We start from the raw sequence: 16,402 nt of genomic DNA, 5'->3' as shown, positions 1-16,402 counted from the left end.
AGGTCAGGCGCGTGTCTCTTTCGAGGATCAGGCGCGCCGGTAGACGGGCGGGCGCTTCTCGGCGAAGGCCCGGGACCCCTCCTTGGCGTCGGCGGTGTCGAAGACCGGCCAGCCGCGGGCCAGTTCGGCGGCGAGTCCGTCGGTCTCGGTCATCTCGGCGGTCTCGTACACGGACGCTTTGACGGCCTCGACGGCCAGCGGGCCGCAGGCGTTGATCTGCTCGGCGATCGCGAGGGCCTTGTCGAGAGCGGTGCCGTCGGGGACGACATGCCCGATCAGGCCGATGTCGGCGGCTTCCCGCGCCGTGTACGGGCGTCCGGTGAGCAGCATTTCGAGGGCGTGGGTGCGCGGGATCTGCCGCTGGAGGCGGACCGTCGAGCCGCCGATCGGGAACAGGCCGCGCCGCACCTCGAAGAGCCCGAAGGTGGCCGACTGGCCGGCGAGGCGGATGTCGGTGCCCTGGAGTATCTCGGTGCCGCCCGCGACGCAGTGTCCTTCGACGGCGGCGATCACCGGCTTGCGGGGACGGTGGTGGCGGAGCATCGCCTTCCAGTGCAGATCCGGGTCCGCCTTCATCCGGTCCCGGTACTCCTGGCCCTCCATGCCCTGCCCGGCCAGCGCCTTGAGGTCCATCCCGGCGCAGAAGGCGCCTCCCGCGCCGGTGAGCACGATCGAGCGGATCGCGTCGTCCTCGTCGGCCTCGATCCAGCCGTCGTACAGGCCGACCAGCATCGGCAGCGAGAGCGCGTTCTTGACCTCGGGCCTGTTGAGCGTGAGTACCAGTGTGGCGCCTTCGCGCTGCACGGTGAGGTGTTCCGTACCACCCATTTGGCTTCCTCCCCGTCTGGAACCGTCCCGGACCGTCTCCGGTCGACTCCGGTCGACTCCGGTCGTGCAGTCGTCTCCGACCGTCTCGGATGCGAGAACAGGTTGCAGGAGGCGCGGAGCCAGTACAAGAGTTTTCTGACAGGTAGTCAGATTTCTTCTGCGCGGACCCTTCACAGTTGGGTCCGGCTTTGCTCTGATGACCGTCGAGCCGATGGCGCCGAGCCGATGGGCCGTCAAAGTCGTCCGGGGTCAGGAGGAGCGGTGGAGTACAACCTTGCCGACCTGTTCGAGTCGGTCGTCGACGTGGTCCCCGACCGCGAGGCGCTCGTGTACATCGACCACCCCGGCACCGGTGCGGAACGCCGGCTGACGTACGCGCAGTTGGACGCGGCCGCGAACCGCATCGCGCACCACCTGATCGACAGCGGCGTCCGCCCCGGCGAGCACCTCGGGCTGCACCTCTACAACGGCATCGAGTACCTGCAGACCGTACTGGCCTGTCTGAAGGCGCGGATCGTCCCGGTCAACGTCAACTACCGCTATGTGGAAGAGGAGTTGGTCTACCTCTACCGGGACGCGGATCTGGCGGCCCTGGTCTTCGACACGGAGTTCACGGAGCGGGTGGCGGCGGCGCTGCCACGAGCCTCGGCCCTGCGGCATCTCATACGCGTGGGGCCGGCACCGGCGTCCACCGCCACTTCGCCGCCCCTCGTGGACTTCGCCGACGCGGAGGCCGCCGGATCCCCGGAGCGGGGCTTCCCGGCACGCTCGGCGGACGACCAGTTCATCATCTACACCGGCGGCACGACCGGAATGCCCAAGGGTGTGATGTGGCGTCAGGAAGACCTTTTCTTCTCCGGGTTGGGCGGTGGGGCACCGACGGGCGAGCCGGTCAAGAGCCCGGAGGAGCTGGCCGAGCGCGTCGCGGCCGGAGGCGAGGGCATCACCTTCTTCCCCACTCCCCCGCTGATGCACGGCACCTCGACACTCACCGCCTTCATCGGCTTCAACTTCGGCCAACGCATCGTGATCCACCGCAAGTTCGTGCCGGAGGAAGTACTGCGGACGATCGAGAAGGAGAAGGTCACCAGCGTGTCGTTGGTCGGCGACGCGATGCTGCGGCCACTGATCGACGCACTGAACGGCCCCTTGAAGGGGACCGACTGCTCCTCCATGTTCAGCGTGTCCTCGTCCGGCGCGATCATGTCGGAGACCGTGCGCGAGCAGTTCCAGACGCTCGTGCCGAACGTGATGCTGCTGAACAACTTCGGCTCGTCGGAGTCGGGCTTCAACGGCACGGCGACGGCCGACTCGGGGCCGGAGCGGGGTTTCCGGATCCGCGTCAACTCCCGTACCCAGGTGGTGGATCCGGCCACGTACGAGCCGGTCGCGGTCGGCGAGCCGGGGCGGGTGGCACAGCGCGGCCACGTGCCCCTCGGCTACTACAACGACCCGAAGAAGACCGCCGAGACCTTCTTCCAGAAGGGCGACGAGCGCTGGGTACTCCTCGGCGACATGGCCACCGTCGACGAGGAGGGCATCGTCACCGTCCTCGGCCGCGGCTCCCAGTGCATCAACACCGGTGGCGAGAAGGTCTATCCGGAAGAGGTCGAGCAGGCCCTCAAGTCCCATCCGGACGTCTACGACGCCCTTGTCGCCGGCGTACCGGACGAGAAGTGGGGCAACCACGTGGCAGCGGTGGTCCAACTCCGCCGTGGCGCGGATCACCCGTCCCTGGACGACATCCAGACCCACTGCCGCACCCACCTCGCGGGCTACAAGATTCCGCGCCAGCTCGTCATCACGGAGACCATCCAGCGGTCACCGAGCGGGAAGGCGGACTATCGGTGGGCACGGTCGGTGGCGGCGGAGGCGGCCGGCTGAGTCTCCCGGGGCACAAGGCCCGGGTCTCAGGCGAACCGCTCCCGCAACTCCCGTTTGAGGATCTTCCCGCTGGCATTGCGCGGCAGCTCGTCCACGAACAGAACCCTCTTCGGCGCCTTGAAGTGGGCGAGCTTCTCCCGTGCGTGCGCGAGGAGTTCGGCCTCGGTGACCTCACCGCGGGGGACGACGACCGCCGTGACCGCCTCGATCCAGCGCTCGTCGGGGAGGCCGATCACCGCCACCTCGGCGACTCCCTCATGCGTGTACAGCGCGTCCTCGACCTGGCGTGAAGCGATCAGTACGCCACCGGAGTTGATGACGTCCTTCACCCGGTCGACAACGGTGAAGTAGCCGTGGGCGTCCCGCACGACGAGGTCCCCGGAGTGGAACCAGCCGTCGCGGAAGGCCTCGGCCGTCTCCTCCGGCTTCTCCCAGTAGCCCTCGCACAACTGCGGTGAGCGGTAGATGACTTCGCCCTGAGTCCCGTCGGGCACCTCCTTGCCGTTCTCGTCGACCACCCGCGCGTCGACGAACAGGACCGGGCGTCCGCAGGAGTCCATCCGCCCCTTGTGCTCGTCGGGCGCGAGGACCGTGGCCAGGGGACCGATCTCGCTCTGGCCGAAGCAGTTGTAGAAGCCCAGCTTCGGCAGCCGTTCGCGCAGCCGTTCCAGGACGGGCACCGGCATGATCGACGCCCCGTAGTACGCCTTGCGCAGTCCGCTCAGATCACGTGAAGCGAAGTCGGGACGGTTCGACAGGCCGATCCACACGGTGGGCGGCGCGAACAGGCTGTCCGCGCGGCCGGCCTCGATCAGGTCGAAGATCTGATCGGCGTCGGGCCCGTCGAGGATGATGTTCGTCGCGCCGACCGCGAGATACGGCAGCAGGAACACGTGCATCTGCGCCGAGTGGTAGAGCGGCAGCGAGTGCACGGGACGGTCCCCCGCGCTCAGGTCGAGGGCGGTGATCGCGCTGAGGTACTCGTGCACGAGGGCGCGGTGCGTCATCATCGCGCCCTTGGGCAGGGCGGTGGTGCCCGAGGTGTAGAGCAACTGCACGAGGGTCTCGCTCCGCGGCTCGGCGCCGTCGTATGCGGGTGCCGTGTCCAGCCGCGCGAGCAGTGAGTCGTCCGCGTCACGCAGTGGCAAGGTGCGTACACCGTCCGGCAGTTGACCCGCGAGGTCCGGGTCGGCCAGGACCAGCGAACTGCCGGACTGACCGACGATGTACGCGAGGTCGTCGCCGGTCAGGTTCTGATTGACGGGCACGTGTACGAGTCCCGCGCGGGCGCAGGCCAGGAAGCCGATGAGGTACGCGTCCGAGTTGTGGCCGTAGGCTCCGACGCGGTCGCCCGGGTCGAGCCCCTGCTCCAGCAGCACGCTCGCCGCGCGGGAGACGGCCTCGTCAAGTTCCGCATAGGTCCAGGAGCGCTCGCGGTAGTCGACCGCGACGCGAGCCGGGACACGCCGGGCGCTGCGCCGCAGGACTCCGTCAACCGTGCTGCCGTGTTCAGGCTTCATGACACGTGATCCTCGGTCCGCCGCACGAAGAAGGTCAAGCTGACGCACGTAGATCGGAAGCGCCCGCCCCAAGGCTGCGGTGACCCGATGGCGCGGGCGGGCAGTGCGCGGCCGGACTCATTGTCCTCGGCGCTGCGCCGCCACCGCCCCCGTGTACGTCTCCCGCGTCAGATCCTGAGGAGCGATACCGAGTTCGGCGAGGACCGCACGCACGTCGTCCAGCGCGGCCGTGAAGTCGTCCTCGGTCGCCAGGGTTTCCACCTCCAGGAACGTCCCGTCGATCTCGGGAACCCTGACCAGCGTGGCGAACATCTGTCGGCCGCGGGCCTCGAAGTCGTAGTTGCGGCACCGCTTCGAGAAGGCGATCGCCGGAACATAGCCGAGCCCCTGCAGGATGGCGTGCGCCGCCTGGGAATCCTCAACACGGGTTTCACGCTCGGGCTTCGAGCCGGAGGCCTCGTCGACCGTCGCGTCCTTGAACGTCAGTAGCGTTCGCAGGCCGTTCGGGCTGCGGACGGTCCGCACCCGCAACTCCTGGTCCTGCCTCTCCAGCAAGCCGTCGGGCAGATCGTAATAGGTGTCCTGGTACACCTCGAGGCGAGCCTCGGCGCGCTCGTCCAGCTGCCCCATGACCGCCCCGGGTGAACGAACCCGCGCCTTCAACTCCACCTCGATCACAGGTCGTTCCCTTCTTCAGACTTCGCGACGACGATGCCGATTCCCGCATCGAAGGCGCTGCCGAACATGGTGGAGTCCATGCGGATGAGCCGCCAAGTAGCCAGCTCTAACCGTCGTCGCGGCACAGGCAGAAGGGATGCCCGGCGGGGTCGAGGAGCACGCGCACGTTGTCCTGCGGTTGAACCGGCGCCAGGGACGCTCCCATGGCGACGGCCTCAGCGACCGCCTCGTCCAGGTCGCCCACCTGGAAGTCGAAGTGCATCATCGGGCGCTGCTCCCCGTCGGCCGGTGGCCACACGGGCGGCCGGTATCCGGTGGCCTGCTGGAAGACGACGTAGACGGACCCCTGCGGCGGAGCGACGACGGCCGTGCCGGGCTCCTCGTGCACGATCGACCAGTCCAGCAGTTCCGCGTAGAAGCGGGCCAGGGCCCCCGGGTCCGGCGCTTCGAGCGCGGTCCCCCACCACATGCCGCTCGTTCGAGATCGCATGCTCGACCGTATCCCGGGGCTACCAGGGTCGGCACCTGTCCTTCGGATCACCATGCGGCCGGGGCGCAGCTCTCTCCCCCCTCCCCCGGTCGACCGGGAATCGCGTCACCCGGTCACCCGATCACCCGACCCACCGACCCACCGACCCACCGACCCACCGAAGAGTCTCGCGAAACATCCTGGCGGCCGCGCGTCGGTCCCCGGCACAATCCTCGCCATGAAGATCACCGCGCGGGAGCTCAACCGGGCCACGCTGAGCCGCCAACTCCTGCTGGAGCGGGAGCCGCTGAACGTCGTCGATGCGGTGCGTCGCGTTGTCGCGCTGCAGGCGCAGCACCCCGCTTCGCCGTACCTCGCGTTGTGGAACCGGCTCGCCGGCCTTTCGCTGGCCGATCTGGACGCCGCCTTCGCCGACCGCGCGGTCGTCAAGGCGACCCTGATGCGGATCACGCTGCACGCGGTTCATGCCGACGACTACCAAGTGTTCCGCGAGGCAATGCAGCCGACGCTGTACGGCTCGCGTCTGGGCTACCGCTTCGCTGAGGCGGGGCTCACTCCCGCGGACGGCGAGGAACTGGTGCCGGAGCTGCTGGCGTTCGCCGACCGGCCGCGGACGGCCGCCGAGATGCAGGAATGGGTCGAGGAGCGGCTCGGCCCGGAGAAGAAGGCAGGGGCCTGGTGGGGGCTGCGGGCGTATGCACCGCTGCTTCATGTACCGACGGGCGGGCCGTGGTCGTTCAACACCCGGTCGTCGTACGTCGCGGCGCGAACCGGGCCCGTGCCCACGGGGCGGGAGACGGCACCGCAGGCGCTGCAGAGGCTCGTCCTGCGCTATCTGGAAGGGTTCGGTCCGGCCTCGGTGGCGGACGTGGCCCAGTTCGCCATGCTGCAGCGCGCACCGATCCGCGCGGCTCTACGCGCACTGGGCAGCTCCCTCGATCAGTTCGAAGGACCCGACGGCACCAGCCTGTTCGACATCCCCGGCGCCCCGCGCCCGCCCTCGGACACCCCGGCCCCGCCTCGGCTCATGGCCATGTGGGACAGCACCCTGCTGGCCTACGCCGACCGCAGCCGTATGATCCCTCCGGCCTATCGCCGACTGGTGACGCGCAACAACGGCGACGTGTTGCCCACTCTGCTGGTCGACGGCTACGTCGCCGGCGTATGGCGCCCGGTCGACGGCGGCATCGAGGCCACGGCCTTCCACGACCTTCCGCCCGCGGCGTGGGCGGCACTCGCCGAGGAGGCGCGGTCACTGACCACGGTGCTGGCCGACCGCGACCCCCGGGCCTACAGCCGCTACGACCACTGGTGGGCCAAGCTTCCCAACCTTCAGGCACGACTCCTGCCGGCCTAGACCACTCGGGTGCGCCCCTCCCAATACGGATCCCGCAGCCGCCGCTTGTAGAGCTTCCCGTTCGGATCGCGCGGCATCGTCTCGATGAAGTCGACGCTCTTGGGGCGCTTGTACCCCGCGAGTTGATGTTCGCAGTGGTCGAGGATGTCCGCGGCGAGGGCGGCGCCGGGCTCATGTCCGGGCGCGGCCTCGACCACCGCCTTGACCTGCTCGCCCCAGTCGTCGTGCGGGATGCCGAAGGCGGCCGCGTCGGCGACGGCGGGGTGGGTGAGCAGCGCGGCCTCGATCTCGGCCGGGTAGATGTTGACCCCGCCCGAGATGATCATGTCGATCTTGCGGTCGCGGAGGAAGAGGTAGCCGTCCTCGTCGAGGAGGCCGAGGTCGCCGACGGTGAAGAAGTCGCCGATGCGGTTCTTCTTCGTCTTGCTCTCGTCCTTGTGGTACGAGAATCCGCCGGTGCTCATCTTCATGTAGACGGTGCCGAGTTCACCGGGCGGCAGCCGGTTGCCGTCGTCGTCGAAGACGGCGAGTTCGCTGATCGGCCAGGCCTTGCCGACCGTGCCGGGCTTCTTCAGCCAGTCCTCGGCGGTCGCGAAGGCCCCGCCGCCCTCACTGGCCGCGTAGTACTCCTCGACGCACTCGCCCCACCACTCGATCATGGCCCGCTTCACGTGGTCGGGGCAGGGCGCGGCGCCGTGGATGGCATGCCGCATCGACGACACGTCGTACGCCTGCCTTATGTGGTCCGGCAACGCGAGCAGTCGGTGGAACTGGGTCGGGACCATATGGGTGTGCGTGCAGGCGTGGGCGTCGATGACGCGGAGCATCTCTTCGGGTGTCCACTTGTCCATCAGCACCAGCCGGTGGCCGATGTGCAGGGACGCGCCCGCGAACTGGAGCACGGCAGTGTGGTAGAGCGGTGAGCAGACGAGGTGCACGTTGTCGTCGTACGGCTTGATGCCGAAGATGCCGAGGAAGCCGCCGAGGTACGTCTCCTCGGGGAGCTTGCCGGGCAGCGGGCGCCGGATGCCGCGGGGGCGGCCCGTGGTGCCCGAGGTGTAGTTCATGACCCAGCCGAGGGTCCGGTCCTCCGGCGCCGACTCGGGCTGTCCGTCCAGGAGTTCGGCGTACGGCCGGAAGCCCGCGAGTGTGCCGACCGCGTAGCGGTGCGTGGCGGGGAGCTTGGCCTCGTCGGCGGCGTGGCGGGCGGCGTCCGCGAACCGTTCGTGCGCGATGAGCACCTTGGCGCCCGAGTCGGAGACGATCCAGGCGATCTCGGGGCCGACGAGGTGGTGGTTGACGGGGACGAGATAGAAGCCCGCCTGGGAGGCGGCGAGGTAGGCGACGAAGAACTCGACGCTGTTGGGGAGAACGACCGCGAAGGCGTCGCCGCGTGCGAGGCCGGCGGCGCGCAGGCCATGGACCAACTGGTTGGCCGAGGCGTGCAGCCGGCCGGCGGTCCAGTCGTCTCCGTCCGGGGTGATCAGGACCGTACGCCCCGGGTCCGCTGCGGCCTGGGCCCAGAAACCGTTCGGCGGCGTGGCCCCCGCCGCACTCGCAACCTTGCTCACGACTGCTCGCCCCTTCCCGCGATGCGGTTGATCCGGTCGACGGCGTGCTCGAACCCCCGGGTCAGGTCGTCGAAGACGGCCTGGACGCTGCGTTCGCTGTTCATCCGGCCGACGATCTGCCCGACGGGTGTGCCGAGCAGCGGCTCCACCTCGTACTTCTGGATCCGGGAGAGCGCCTCGGCCACTAGCAGTCCCTGCAACGGCATGGGAAGCGTGCCGGGCCCGTTCGGGTCGTCCCAGGCGTCGGTCCACTCGGTGCGCAGCTGACGTGCCGGCTTGCCGGTCAGCGCGCGCGAACGGACCGTGTCGCCGGATCCGGCGGCGAGCAGCTTCCGCGTGACGCCGCGCGAGTGCATGTCCGCCTCTGTCACGGTCAGCCACACGGAGCCGAGCCACACACCCTGGGCGCCGAGGCTGAGCGCGGCGGCCACCTGCTGCCCGCTGCCGATGCCGCCCGCCGCGAGTACGGGCAACGGGTCTACGGCGTCCACGACTTCCGGCGTCAGCACCATCGAGGCGATCTCCCCGGTGTGGCCGCCCGCCTCGTAGCCCTGCGCGACGACGATGTCGATGCCGCCCTCGGCGTGCTTGAGGGCGTGCCGGGCACTGCCCGCGAGGGCGGCGACGAGCACTCCCTGCTTGTGGGCGCGCTCCACGACATCGACGGGCGGGGAGCCGAGCGCGTTGGCGAGCAGCTTGATCGGGTAGTCGAAGGCGACGTCGAGTTGGTTGCGGGCGACCTGCTCCATCCACCCCGTGATACGCCACCCGGACACCTCGCCCTCGGCGAGTTCGGGTACGCCGTACTTGGCCAGGGTGTCCTTGACGTACTGCCGATGCCCCTCGGGGATCATCGCCTCGACGTCGGCTTCCGTCACACCCTCCACCTTCTTGGCCGGCATGACGACGTCCAGCCCGTAGGGCATGCCGTCGACATTGGCCTCGATCCAGTCGAGGTCGCGTTTGAGGTCGTCGGGGGCGGTGTAGCGGACCGCACCGAGCACACCGAATCCGCCCGCACGGCTGATGGCCGCGGCGACGGCGGGAAACGGCGTGAAGCCGAAGATGGCGTGCTCGACTCCCAGTCTCTTGCTCAGCTCCGTCTGCATGGCCGCAGGATGCCGCAGTCCTCCGGACGAGGGAAGACCTTTTCTGATGCTCCGTCAGATTTACCGGAACCGCCTGCCACGGTTGACACACTCTCCCCCTGACAGGAAAGTTTCACCCCGCAAGGCGAACCAGGAAAGATACTTTCAGGCGGCGCGGCGGGAGACTTCTCGATGACCGATGAAGCAACGGGTGGAGCACACAGCCGGCTGACCCGTCGTCAACTGGGCAGACGGGTGGCGGCCTTGGGAGGTGCCCTGGCCATCGCCCCCTTCCCCGCAGGACCCGCCGCATCCGCCACTGCCGCCGGGGGAACCGGTGGCGGACTGCCGACACTGCGGCACGGGTCGGCCGAGCGTGCCGGACTGCTGTCGGGCCATCTGCGCCAACTGGTCGCCGACGCCGAGGCGTTCCTCGACCCCTCCCCCAGGCACCCCTGGTACGCGGGCGCCGTACTCCTCGCCGGGCGCGGCGGCACCGTGGCCCTGCACCAGCCGATCGGCATGGCGGTGCGCTATGCGGCGTACGACGAGAAGACCGACACCGGCGTCGAGTTCCCCGCCGACCAGCAGATCGCGGCGGCCGAGGACACCGTCTACGACCTGGCCTCCGTCTCGAAGCTGTTCACGTCGATCCTCGCGGTCCAGCAGATCGAGCGCGGCGCGCTGGCTCTGGAGGCGACGGTCGCCTCGTACCTCCCCGAGTTCGCGGGCGGCGGCAAGCAGACCATCACGATCCGCCAACTCCTCACCCACACCTCGGGCTTCCGCGCCTGGATCCCTCTGTACAACGCGCCGACCCACGAGGGAAAGCTCCAACTCATCTGGAACGAGGCCCCGCTCAACCCTCCGGGCACCAAGTACCTCTACTCGGACCTGAATCTGATCTCGCTCCAGCTCGTCCTGGAGAAGATCACCGGCCGCACCCTCGACACCCTCCTCCACGAGGAGATCACCGCTCCGCTCGGTATGCACCGCACCCGCTACAACCCGCCCGCCTCCTGGAAGCCGAGGATCGCCGCCACCGAGGACGCGCGGCTGCCCTGGTCGGGGCTGAACCGGGGCCTTGTGTGGGGCGAGGTGCACGACGAGAACGCGTACTCCCTCGGCGGTGTGGCCGGCCACGCGGGCGTGTTCTCCTGCGCCTGGGACCTGGCGATCCTCGGCCGCACGCTGCTCAACGGCGGCGCGTACGGCGGGGCGCGCATCCTGGAGCCGGAGACGGTGGACCTGATGTTCACCGACTTCAACACGGCCTTCCCGGGCGACGAACACGGCCTCGGCTTCGAGCTCTACCAGCACTGGTACATGGGCGCGATGGCCACCCCGCGCACCGCGGGCCACACCGGCTTCACCGGCACCTCCCTCGTCCTCGACCCGACGACCGACTCCTTCCTGATCGTCCTCGGCAACTCCGTCCACCCCGCCCGCAGTTGGCGATCTGGCTCCGCTCCCCGGGTCGCCGCGGCGAACAACCTGGCCCGCGCCGTGCCGGTCCGCCCCGCGCGCGGCCGCACATCCTGGTTCTCCGGGATGACGGGCACGACGACGGCCACACTGACGCTGCCCGCGTTCGACACTGCCACTGCCACCGGTCCCGTACGCCTGCGCTGCGCACTGTGGTGGGACACCGAACCCCAGGCGGACCGTCTCTCCCTGGAGACGTCGGCCGACGGCGGTACGACCTGGCAGCCGGTTCCCTTCACGACGGCCCCGCACGGCGAGGAACCGCAGGAACACCCCACCGGCTCGGTCACCGGCTGGTCGGGACGGGTCTGGCACCGGCTCACCGCGGACCTGCCCCAGGCGCGGCAGCTCACCGCGCGCTGGCGGTACGCGACCGACCAGCTGTACGTCGGTCGTGGCGCCTACGTCGACGCACTCCGGGTCGATTCCGGAGACCAGGTCCTCTTCGACGAGGCACGTCCGGCGGACGCCGCGCGCATTGTTGCGGTGGGCTGGGTGGCGTCCCGGGACTGAAGGCTCGAAGGTGAGATGTGTGCGTCACGGACCACAGATCCACCCGTGAAGGCCCACATCCACCATGAAGGCCCGCATCCACCGGGAACAGGAAAGGGAGCGACAGCATGGGAAGGATCATCGTCACCGAATTCGTCTCGCTCGACGGCGTCCTCGAGGCGCCCGGCGGAGGCGAGGGCTTCAAGTACGACGGCTGGAGCTTCGAGATCGACCGTGGGGACGAAGGCAACCAGTTCAAGCTCGAGGAGACACACGACTCGGACGCCCTGCTGCTCGGCCGGGTCACCTACGAGGGGTTCGCCGCCGCCTGGCCCTCTCGCGAGGGCGAGTTCGCCGACAAGTTCAACAGCATGCCCAAGTACGTCGTCTCCTCGACCCTCGACAAGGCCGAGTGGAACAACTCCACGGTGCTCAGCGGCGATGTCGTCGAGGAGGTGGCGGCTCTCAAGGAGACACAGCCCGGGAACATCGTGGTCCACGGCAGCGCCCGCCTGGTGCAGACCCTCATCGAGAAGGACCTCGTCGACGAGCTCCGCCTGATGGTCTTCCCGGTCGTCCTAGGGACCGGCAAGCGCCTCTTCGGCGCGACGTCCGACAAGAAGCGTCTGCGCCTGAAGGACTCCAGGGTCGTCGGCGACGGAGTCACCATCCTCACCTTCGAACGGGCGGGACAGCCGGACGAGGCAACCGCCTAGGGCCTGTCTGACAATTCCCGTCTGCCCCGCGACGCCATGCACGCACTCTCGCCGCACCGGGCGCAGACCCAAGTACATCCAGTACGAGGCTCTACGCCCGGCACGCCGAGAGCACGCACCTGACGCCGCGAGGCCGCCCTCCGGGCGACGACGGGAATTGTCAGACAGGCCCTAGCGCGGCCCGCCAAGACCTGGCTCCTCCAGCACGGCCATCGCCGCGTTGTGCCCGGGCACCCCGCTCACCCCGCCGCCACGCACCGCGCCCGCCCCGCACAGCAGGACGTTCGCGTGCCGGGTCTCGACGCCCCAGCGTCCCGTGCCCTCCTGCGCGTACGGGAAGGCGAGATCGCGGTGGAAGATGTTGCCGCCGGGCAGCCGCAGGTCGCGTTCCAGGTCGAGTGGGGTCTTCGCCTCGATGCAGGGGCGGCCGTCGGCGTCGGTGGCCAGACAGCCGACGAGGGGTTCGGCGAGGTGGGCGTCCAGCTGCGCAATGGTCGACTTCAGCAGCTCATCGCGTACGGCGTCGTTGTCGCGAGCGAAGAGCCCGGCCGGCGTGTGCAGTCCGAAGAGGGTGAGGGTCTGGTAGCCCTGCTCGACCAGGTCCCGGCCGAGGATGCTCGGGTCGGTGAGCGAGTGGCAGTAGATCTCGGAGGGCGGCGCGGTGGGCAGTTCGCCGGCCGCCGCCTGCGCGTGGGCGGTGGCCAACTGCTCGTATCCCTCCGCGATGTGGAAGGTCCCGGAGAACGCCTCGCGCGGGTCGACGGAGGTGTCGCGAAGCCTCGGCAGCCGCTTCAGGAGCATGTTCACCTTGAGCTGGGCGCCCTCGGCGGGGGTGGGCGGTTCGTCGCCGGTGAGGCGCGCGAGCTCCTGCGGCGAGGCGTTCACCAGCACGTGCCGGGTCGCGACGACACCCTCGCCGTCCGCACTCCGGTAGGTGACCTCGGCGGCCCGCCCGTCCGACTCGATCCGCACGACCTCATGGCCGGTCGCGATCACGACGCCCGCGTTGCGCGCCGCCGCGGCGATGGCGTCCGTCAGGGCGCCCATGCCGCCGACCGGCACGTCCCAGGCGCCGGTGCCGCCGCCGATCACGTGGTAGAGGAAGCAGCGGTTCTGCCGCAGGGAGGGGTCGTGGGCGTCCGCGAAGGTCCCGATGAGGGCATCGGTGAGGACGACACCGCGTACGAGGTCGTCGGCGAAGTACTCCTCCACGGCGGCGCCGACCGGCTCCTCGAAGAGCACCCGCCACGCCTCCTCGTCGTCGACACGCCGACGCAGCTCATCGCGCGTGGGCAAGGGCTCCGTGAGCGTGGGGAACACCCGCTGGGCGACGCGGCCCGTCATCCCGTAGAACCGCTGCCACGCCGCGTACTCACTGTCCGATCCGGTCAGCCGCGCGAACGCCTCACGGGTGCGCCGCTCACCACCGCCGACAAGCAGTCCGGTCGCCTTTCCGTCGCGCTCGACAGGCGTGTACGAGGAGACGGTGCGCCCGCGTACCCGGAAGTCCAGGCCGAGATCCCGCACGATCTTCCGCGGCAGCAGGCTGACCAGGTACGAGTAGCGCGACAGCCGCGCGTCGACCCCGGCGAACGGCCGCGTGGACACAGCGGCCCCACCGGTCGTCCCCAAGCGCTCAAGGACCAGCACCGACCGCCCGGCCCGGGCCAGGTAGGCAGCGGCGACGAGCCCGTTGTGTCCCCCGCCGACGATCACGGCGTCGTATCCCTCGAGTGCAGGCATGCTTCTTGGTAACACGTGATGATCTACGGCGGCCAGGGGTACGCGGCAGGCGGCGGGCACCCGTACGGGGCCGCGCCCCCGCAGGGGCGCGGGGAACTGCGCGACAAGCCCCCACAGCCGGCAGCAAACAAACGACCAAGGGGGTCTGGGGCGCAGCCCCAGAAGGACGGGACGGGTAGGGGCGGAGGGGGCGAAATCCCACCACCCCAACCACACTCAATGCCCCCCGGACGCCCGCTGCTGCCGCAACGCAGCCACCCTCCGATACAACTCCACAGCCTCCTGACCCCGCCCCAGCTGCTCCAGACAGTGCGCCTCGTCGTTACGGCTGGCAAGCGCGTCGGGATGATCGGCCCCGAGCACCCGCTCGCGAGCGGAAGCCACCCCGCGATACTCGGTGAGCGCGTCGGCCCACCGACCGAGCCACCCAAGACCGACGGCAACCTCGCGCCGACTGACAAGAGTGTCCGGATGGTCGCCCCCGAGCACCCGCTCGCGGATGGCACACACGTCACGCGACTCCGCGAGGGCCTCCTCCCAGCGCCCCATGCGGCCAAGGTTGACCCCGAGACCGTGCCGGGCACGCAGGGTCTCGGGATGCGCGGAGCCGTGCACGCGAGTGCGGTCGTCGATCAGATCGCGGTACAGCTCAAGCGCCTGCGCACTGCGGCCGAGCCGCCCGAGGCTGATGCCGACCTCATAGCGGGCGGCGAGCGTGTCCGGATGATCGGGCCCCAGCGCCTGCGCGCGAGCCTCGGCCACCTCCTGGTAGGTGTGCAGCGCCTCGGGCCAACGCCCCAACTGGCCGAGCGCGTAGGCGACTTCGTACCTGGTGACGAGCGTGTCGGGGTGCATCGCGCCGAGCACCCGCGCACGGGCGGACGCCACCTCGCTCGCCATGCGGTACGAGTCCTCAAGGCGCCCGAGTCTGCTCAGGTTGAAGGCGAGGTTGTGGCGGCAGCGCAGGGTGTCGGGATGGTCGGGGCCCATGGCGCGCTCCCGGGCGGCGAGCACGGAAGTGTAGGCCTGGTGGGCCTCGAAGTGGCGGCCCAACTGGCCGAGGACATACGCCATTTCCTGCCGTGCGGCGAGCGTGTCGGGGTGGTCGGGGCCGAGCACCCGCTCCCTGGCCTGGGCGACATGCGCGTACTCGCGCAGCGCCTCGGCGGGGCGTCCGGTGCGGCTGAGCGTGAACCCGACCTCGTAGCGGGAGGCGAGCGTGTCGGGGTGGTCAGGACCGAGGGCGTGCTCCCGCTCGGCGGCGACCGCACGGTGCACCTCGCCCGCCTCCGTCCACCGGCCGAGCCGCCCGAGACTCAGGCCGGCGTTGTGCCGCCCCGCCAGAGTGGTGATCAACTCCGGTGAGGGAGTAGGCCGTTCGGTGCGCTCGGGCGCGCGCGCCACAGCCGTGGACGGACGCGCGATCCACTCGCCGGTGAGGCCCGCAGAAGCGTCCGGGGGTGTGACGCGCAGCCCGGCGCCGGTCGCCTTGTGGCCCGTGGTCATGCCGCGGGTCCAGGAGGGCAGCCGGGGTTCGCGCGAGGGCGGCTGCTCGGGGCGCGCCTGGGCCGAGGGCGCCAACGGTCGCTGCTCCGGCCCCGGTTGCCGGATGGCGGGAGTCACCACGGTCGGCACGTACATCGGGGTCGTGCGGCCCGCGTTGATGCGGCGGCCGAGTTCGCGGGCGTCCTGCGGGCGCTCCTCGGGCTCCTTGGCGAGCAGATCCAGGATGATCTTCTCGAAGTACTCGGGGAGTTCGGCCCGGTGCCGGCGCGGCGGTTCGGGAGTCGTGTCCCGGTGTCCGACGAGCACAGCCCAAGCGTCGTCGAGGTCGAACGGCGGTGCCCCGGTGGCGATTTCGTAGAGCACGCACCCGAAGGAGTACAGGTCGCTGCGCTGGTCGACATGGGTGCCGCTGATCTGCTCCGGCGACATGTAGTGCGGGGTGCCCATCGCTATACCGGTGCCGGTCAGACGTGAGGTGAACCCGATGTCGTGGCCGAGGCGCGCGATGCCGAAGTCGCAGATCTTCACCGTGCCGTCGGTGAGCCGCATGATGTTCGCGGGCTTCAAGTCGCGGTGCACGATGCCCTGTTGATGGGTGTACGCGAGGGCCGCGGCCACCTGGTCGGCGACATCGACGACGTCGGCGACCGGCAGCGGGTGCTGCTTGTTGTCCTCCAGGAGCTGGCTGAGGTTCCGCCCTTCCAACAGCTCCATCACGAGATACAGCACGCCGTCGGACTCACCGAAGTCATGGACGACCGTCACCCCGCGGTGCTGGAGGGCGGCGGCCACCCGGGCCTCGCGCCGGAACCGCTCCCGCAGCACTCGGGTGAAGGACTGATCGTGGTGCGGGCCGAGGGGCTTGAGGCACTTGACCGCCACATGCCGGCCCAGCGACTCGTCGCGGGCACGCCACACCTCACCCATACCGCCCCGCCCGATGAGATCGAGCAGCCGGTACCGGCTCTGGATCAGCCTGGTCTCCGCCATCTCCTGCGACCGCCCCCGTCGATACTCGCCCCGCGCCCTCCCCCGGCCCGTCCA

Annotated in this window: 12 protein-coding genes; 4 read left to right on the top strand and 8 right to left on the bottom strand. The window is 69.9% G+C overall.

Annotated elements, in window-relative coordinates; genetic code table 11:
• Positions 1-27: 27 nt before the first annotated feature.
• Entirely contained in the window at positions 28-828 is an 801-nt protein-coding gene (locus OG246_RS30270) for a crotonase/enoyl-CoA hydratase family protein (RefSeq protein ID WP_266470224.1), read from the bottom strand.
• A 261-nt stretch (positions 829-1,089) separates the two neighbouring features.
• On the opposite strand from OG246_RS30270, the gene OG246_RS30265 reads away from it, so the two are divergent.
• Positions 1,090-2,712, top strand: a complete 1,623-nt coding sequence (locus OG246_RS30265; protein ID WP_266470221.1) for an acyl-CoA synthetase — start codon at positions 1,090-1,092, stop codon at positions 2,710-2,712.
• A gap of 26 nt (positions 2,713-2,738) precedes the next feature.
• Here the strand turns inward: OG246_RS30265 and OG246_RS30260 are convergent, their stop codons facing one another.
• From OG246_RS30260 to OG246_RS30250, 3 genes are all read right to left on the bottom strand, one after another.
• Entirely contained in the window at positions 2,739-4,232 is a 1,494-nt protein-coding gene (locus tag OG246_RS30260) for an acyl-CoA synthetase (protein ID WP_266470219.1), read from the bottom strand.
• Between the two features lie 117 nt (positions 4,233-4,349).
• Positions 4,350-4,910 carry a class IV adenylate cyclase gene (cyaB, locus tag OG246_RS30255; RefSeq protein WP_266470216.1) on the bottom strand — a complete coding sequence of 187 codons (561 nt, stop codon included), beginning with the start codon at positions 4,908-4,910 and terminating at the stop codon, positions 4,350-4,352.
• Between the two features lie 106 nt (positions 4,911-5,016).
• Positions 5,017-5,400, bottom strand: a complete 384-nt coding sequence (locus OG246_RS30250) for a VOC family protein (RefSeq protein ID WP_266470213.1) — start codon at positions 5,398-5,400, stop codon at positions 5,017-5,019.
• Positions 5,401-5,617: 217 nt separating this feature from the next.
• Between OG246_RS30250 and OG246_RS30245 the strand changes: the two genes are divergently transcribed.
• Complete coding sequence (locus tag OG246_RS30245) at positions 5,618-6,757, top strand: winged helix DNA-binding domain-containing protein (protein WP_266470210.1); 1,140 nt, start codon at positions 5,618-5,620, stop codon at positions 6,755-6,757.
• Here the strand turns inward: OG246_RS30245 and OG246_RS30240 are convergent.
• Both OG246_RS30240 and OG246_RS30235 read right to left on the bottom strand, forming a co-directional pair.
• Positions 6,754-8,328, bottom strand: coding sequence for an acyl-CoA synthetase (locus OG246_RS30240; protein ID WP_266470208.1), 1,575 nt, complete (start codon positions 8,326-8,328; stop codon positions 6,754-6,756). The two genes, OG246_RS30245 and OG246_RS30240, sit on opposite strands and share 4 nt — an antisense overlap.
• On the bottom strand, positions 8,325-9,437 hold the full coding sequence (locus tag OG246_RS30235; RefSeq protein WP_266470207.1) for a nitronate monooxygenase family protein: 1,113 nt from the start codon (positions 9,435-9,437) through the stop codon (positions 8,325-8,327). Before OG246_RS30235 ends, OG246_RS30240 begins: the two co-directional genes overlap by 4 nt.
• Positions 9,438-9,608: 171 nt before the next feature.
• Between OG246_RS30235 and OG246_RS30230 the strand changes: the two genes are divergently transcribed.
• Both OG246_RS30230 and OG246_RS30225 read left to right on the top strand, forming a co-directional pair.
• Positions 9,609-11,414, top strand: coding sequence for a serine hydrolase (locus OG246_RS30230; protein ID WP_266470205.1), 1,806 nt, complete (start codon positions 9,609-9,611; stop codon positions 11,412-11,414).
• 107 nt (positions 11,415-11,521) lie between these two features.
• Positions 11,522-12,109, top strand: coding sequence for a dihydrofolate reductase family protein (locus OG246_RS30225; protein ID WP_266470203.1), 588 nt, complete (start codon positions 11,522-11,524; stop codon positions 12,107-12,109).
• A 171-nt stretch (positions 12,110-12,280) separates the two neighbouring features.
• On the opposite strand, the gene OG246_RS30220 is transcribed toward OG246_RS30225, so the two are convergent.
• Positions 12,281-13,852 carry an NAD(P)/FAD-dependent oxidoreductase gene (locus tag OG246_RS30220; protein ID WP_266470201.1) on the bottom strand — a complete coding sequence of 524 codons (1,572 nt, stop codon included), beginning with the start codon at positions 13,850-13,852 and terminating at the stop codon, positions 12,281-12,283.
• 216 nt (positions 13,853-14,068) lie between these two features.
• Positions 14,069-16,348 (bottom strand): serine/threonine-protein kinase, encoded by a 2,280-nt coding sequence (locus tag OG246_RS30215; protein WP_266470199.1) that lies wholly within the window; start codon positions 16,346-16,348, stop codon positions 14,069-14,071.
• Positions 16,349-16,402 lie beyond the last annotated feature (54 nt).

This window comes from Streptomyces sp. NBC_00620 (assembly GCF_026341825.1).
GTDB lineage: Bacteria > Actinomycetota > Actinomycetes > Streptomycetales > Streptomycetaceae > Streptomyces.
The sequence above is the reverse complement of the archived record's forward strand: the minus strand, read 5'-3'. Positions and strand labels throughout refer to the sequence as shown.

Coding starts and splice junctions, on each gene's coding strand:
- OG246_RS30260 (WP_266470219.1), bottom strand. CDS start 4,232: ATGAAGCCTGAACACGGCAGCACGGTTGACGGAGTCCTGCGGCGCAGC.
- OG246_RS30245 (WP_266470210.1), top strand. CDS start 5,618: ATGAAGATCACCGCGCGGGAGCTCAACCGGGCCACGCTGAGCCGCCAA.
- OG246_RS30250 (WP_266470213.1), bottom strand. CDS start 5,400: ATGCGATCTCGAACGAGCGGCATGTGGTGGGGGACCGCGCTCGAAGCG.
- OG246_RS30220 (WP_266470201.1), bottom strand. CDS start 13,852: ATGCCTGCACTCGAGGGATACGACGCCGTGATCGTCGGCGGGGGACAC.
- OG246_RS30215 (WP_266470199.1), bottom strand. CDS start 16,348: ATGGCGGAGACCAGGCTGATCCAGAGCCGGTACCGGCTGCTCGATCTC.
- OG246_RS30235 (WP_266470207.1), bottom strand. CDS start 9,437: ATGCAGACGGAGCTGAGCAAGAGACTGGGAGTCGAGCACGCCATCTTC.
- OG246_RS30270 (WP_266470224.1), bottom strand. CDS start 828: ATGGGTGGTACGGAACACCTCACCGTGCAGCGCGAAGGCGCCACACTG.
- OG246_RS30225 (WP_266470203.1), top strand. CDS start 11,522: ATGGGAAGGATCATCGTCACCGAATTCGTCTCGCTCGACGGCGTCCTC.
- OG246_RS30230 (WP_266470205.1), top strand. CDS start 9,609: ATGACCGATGAAGCAACGGGTGGAGCACACAGCCGGCTGACCCGTCGT.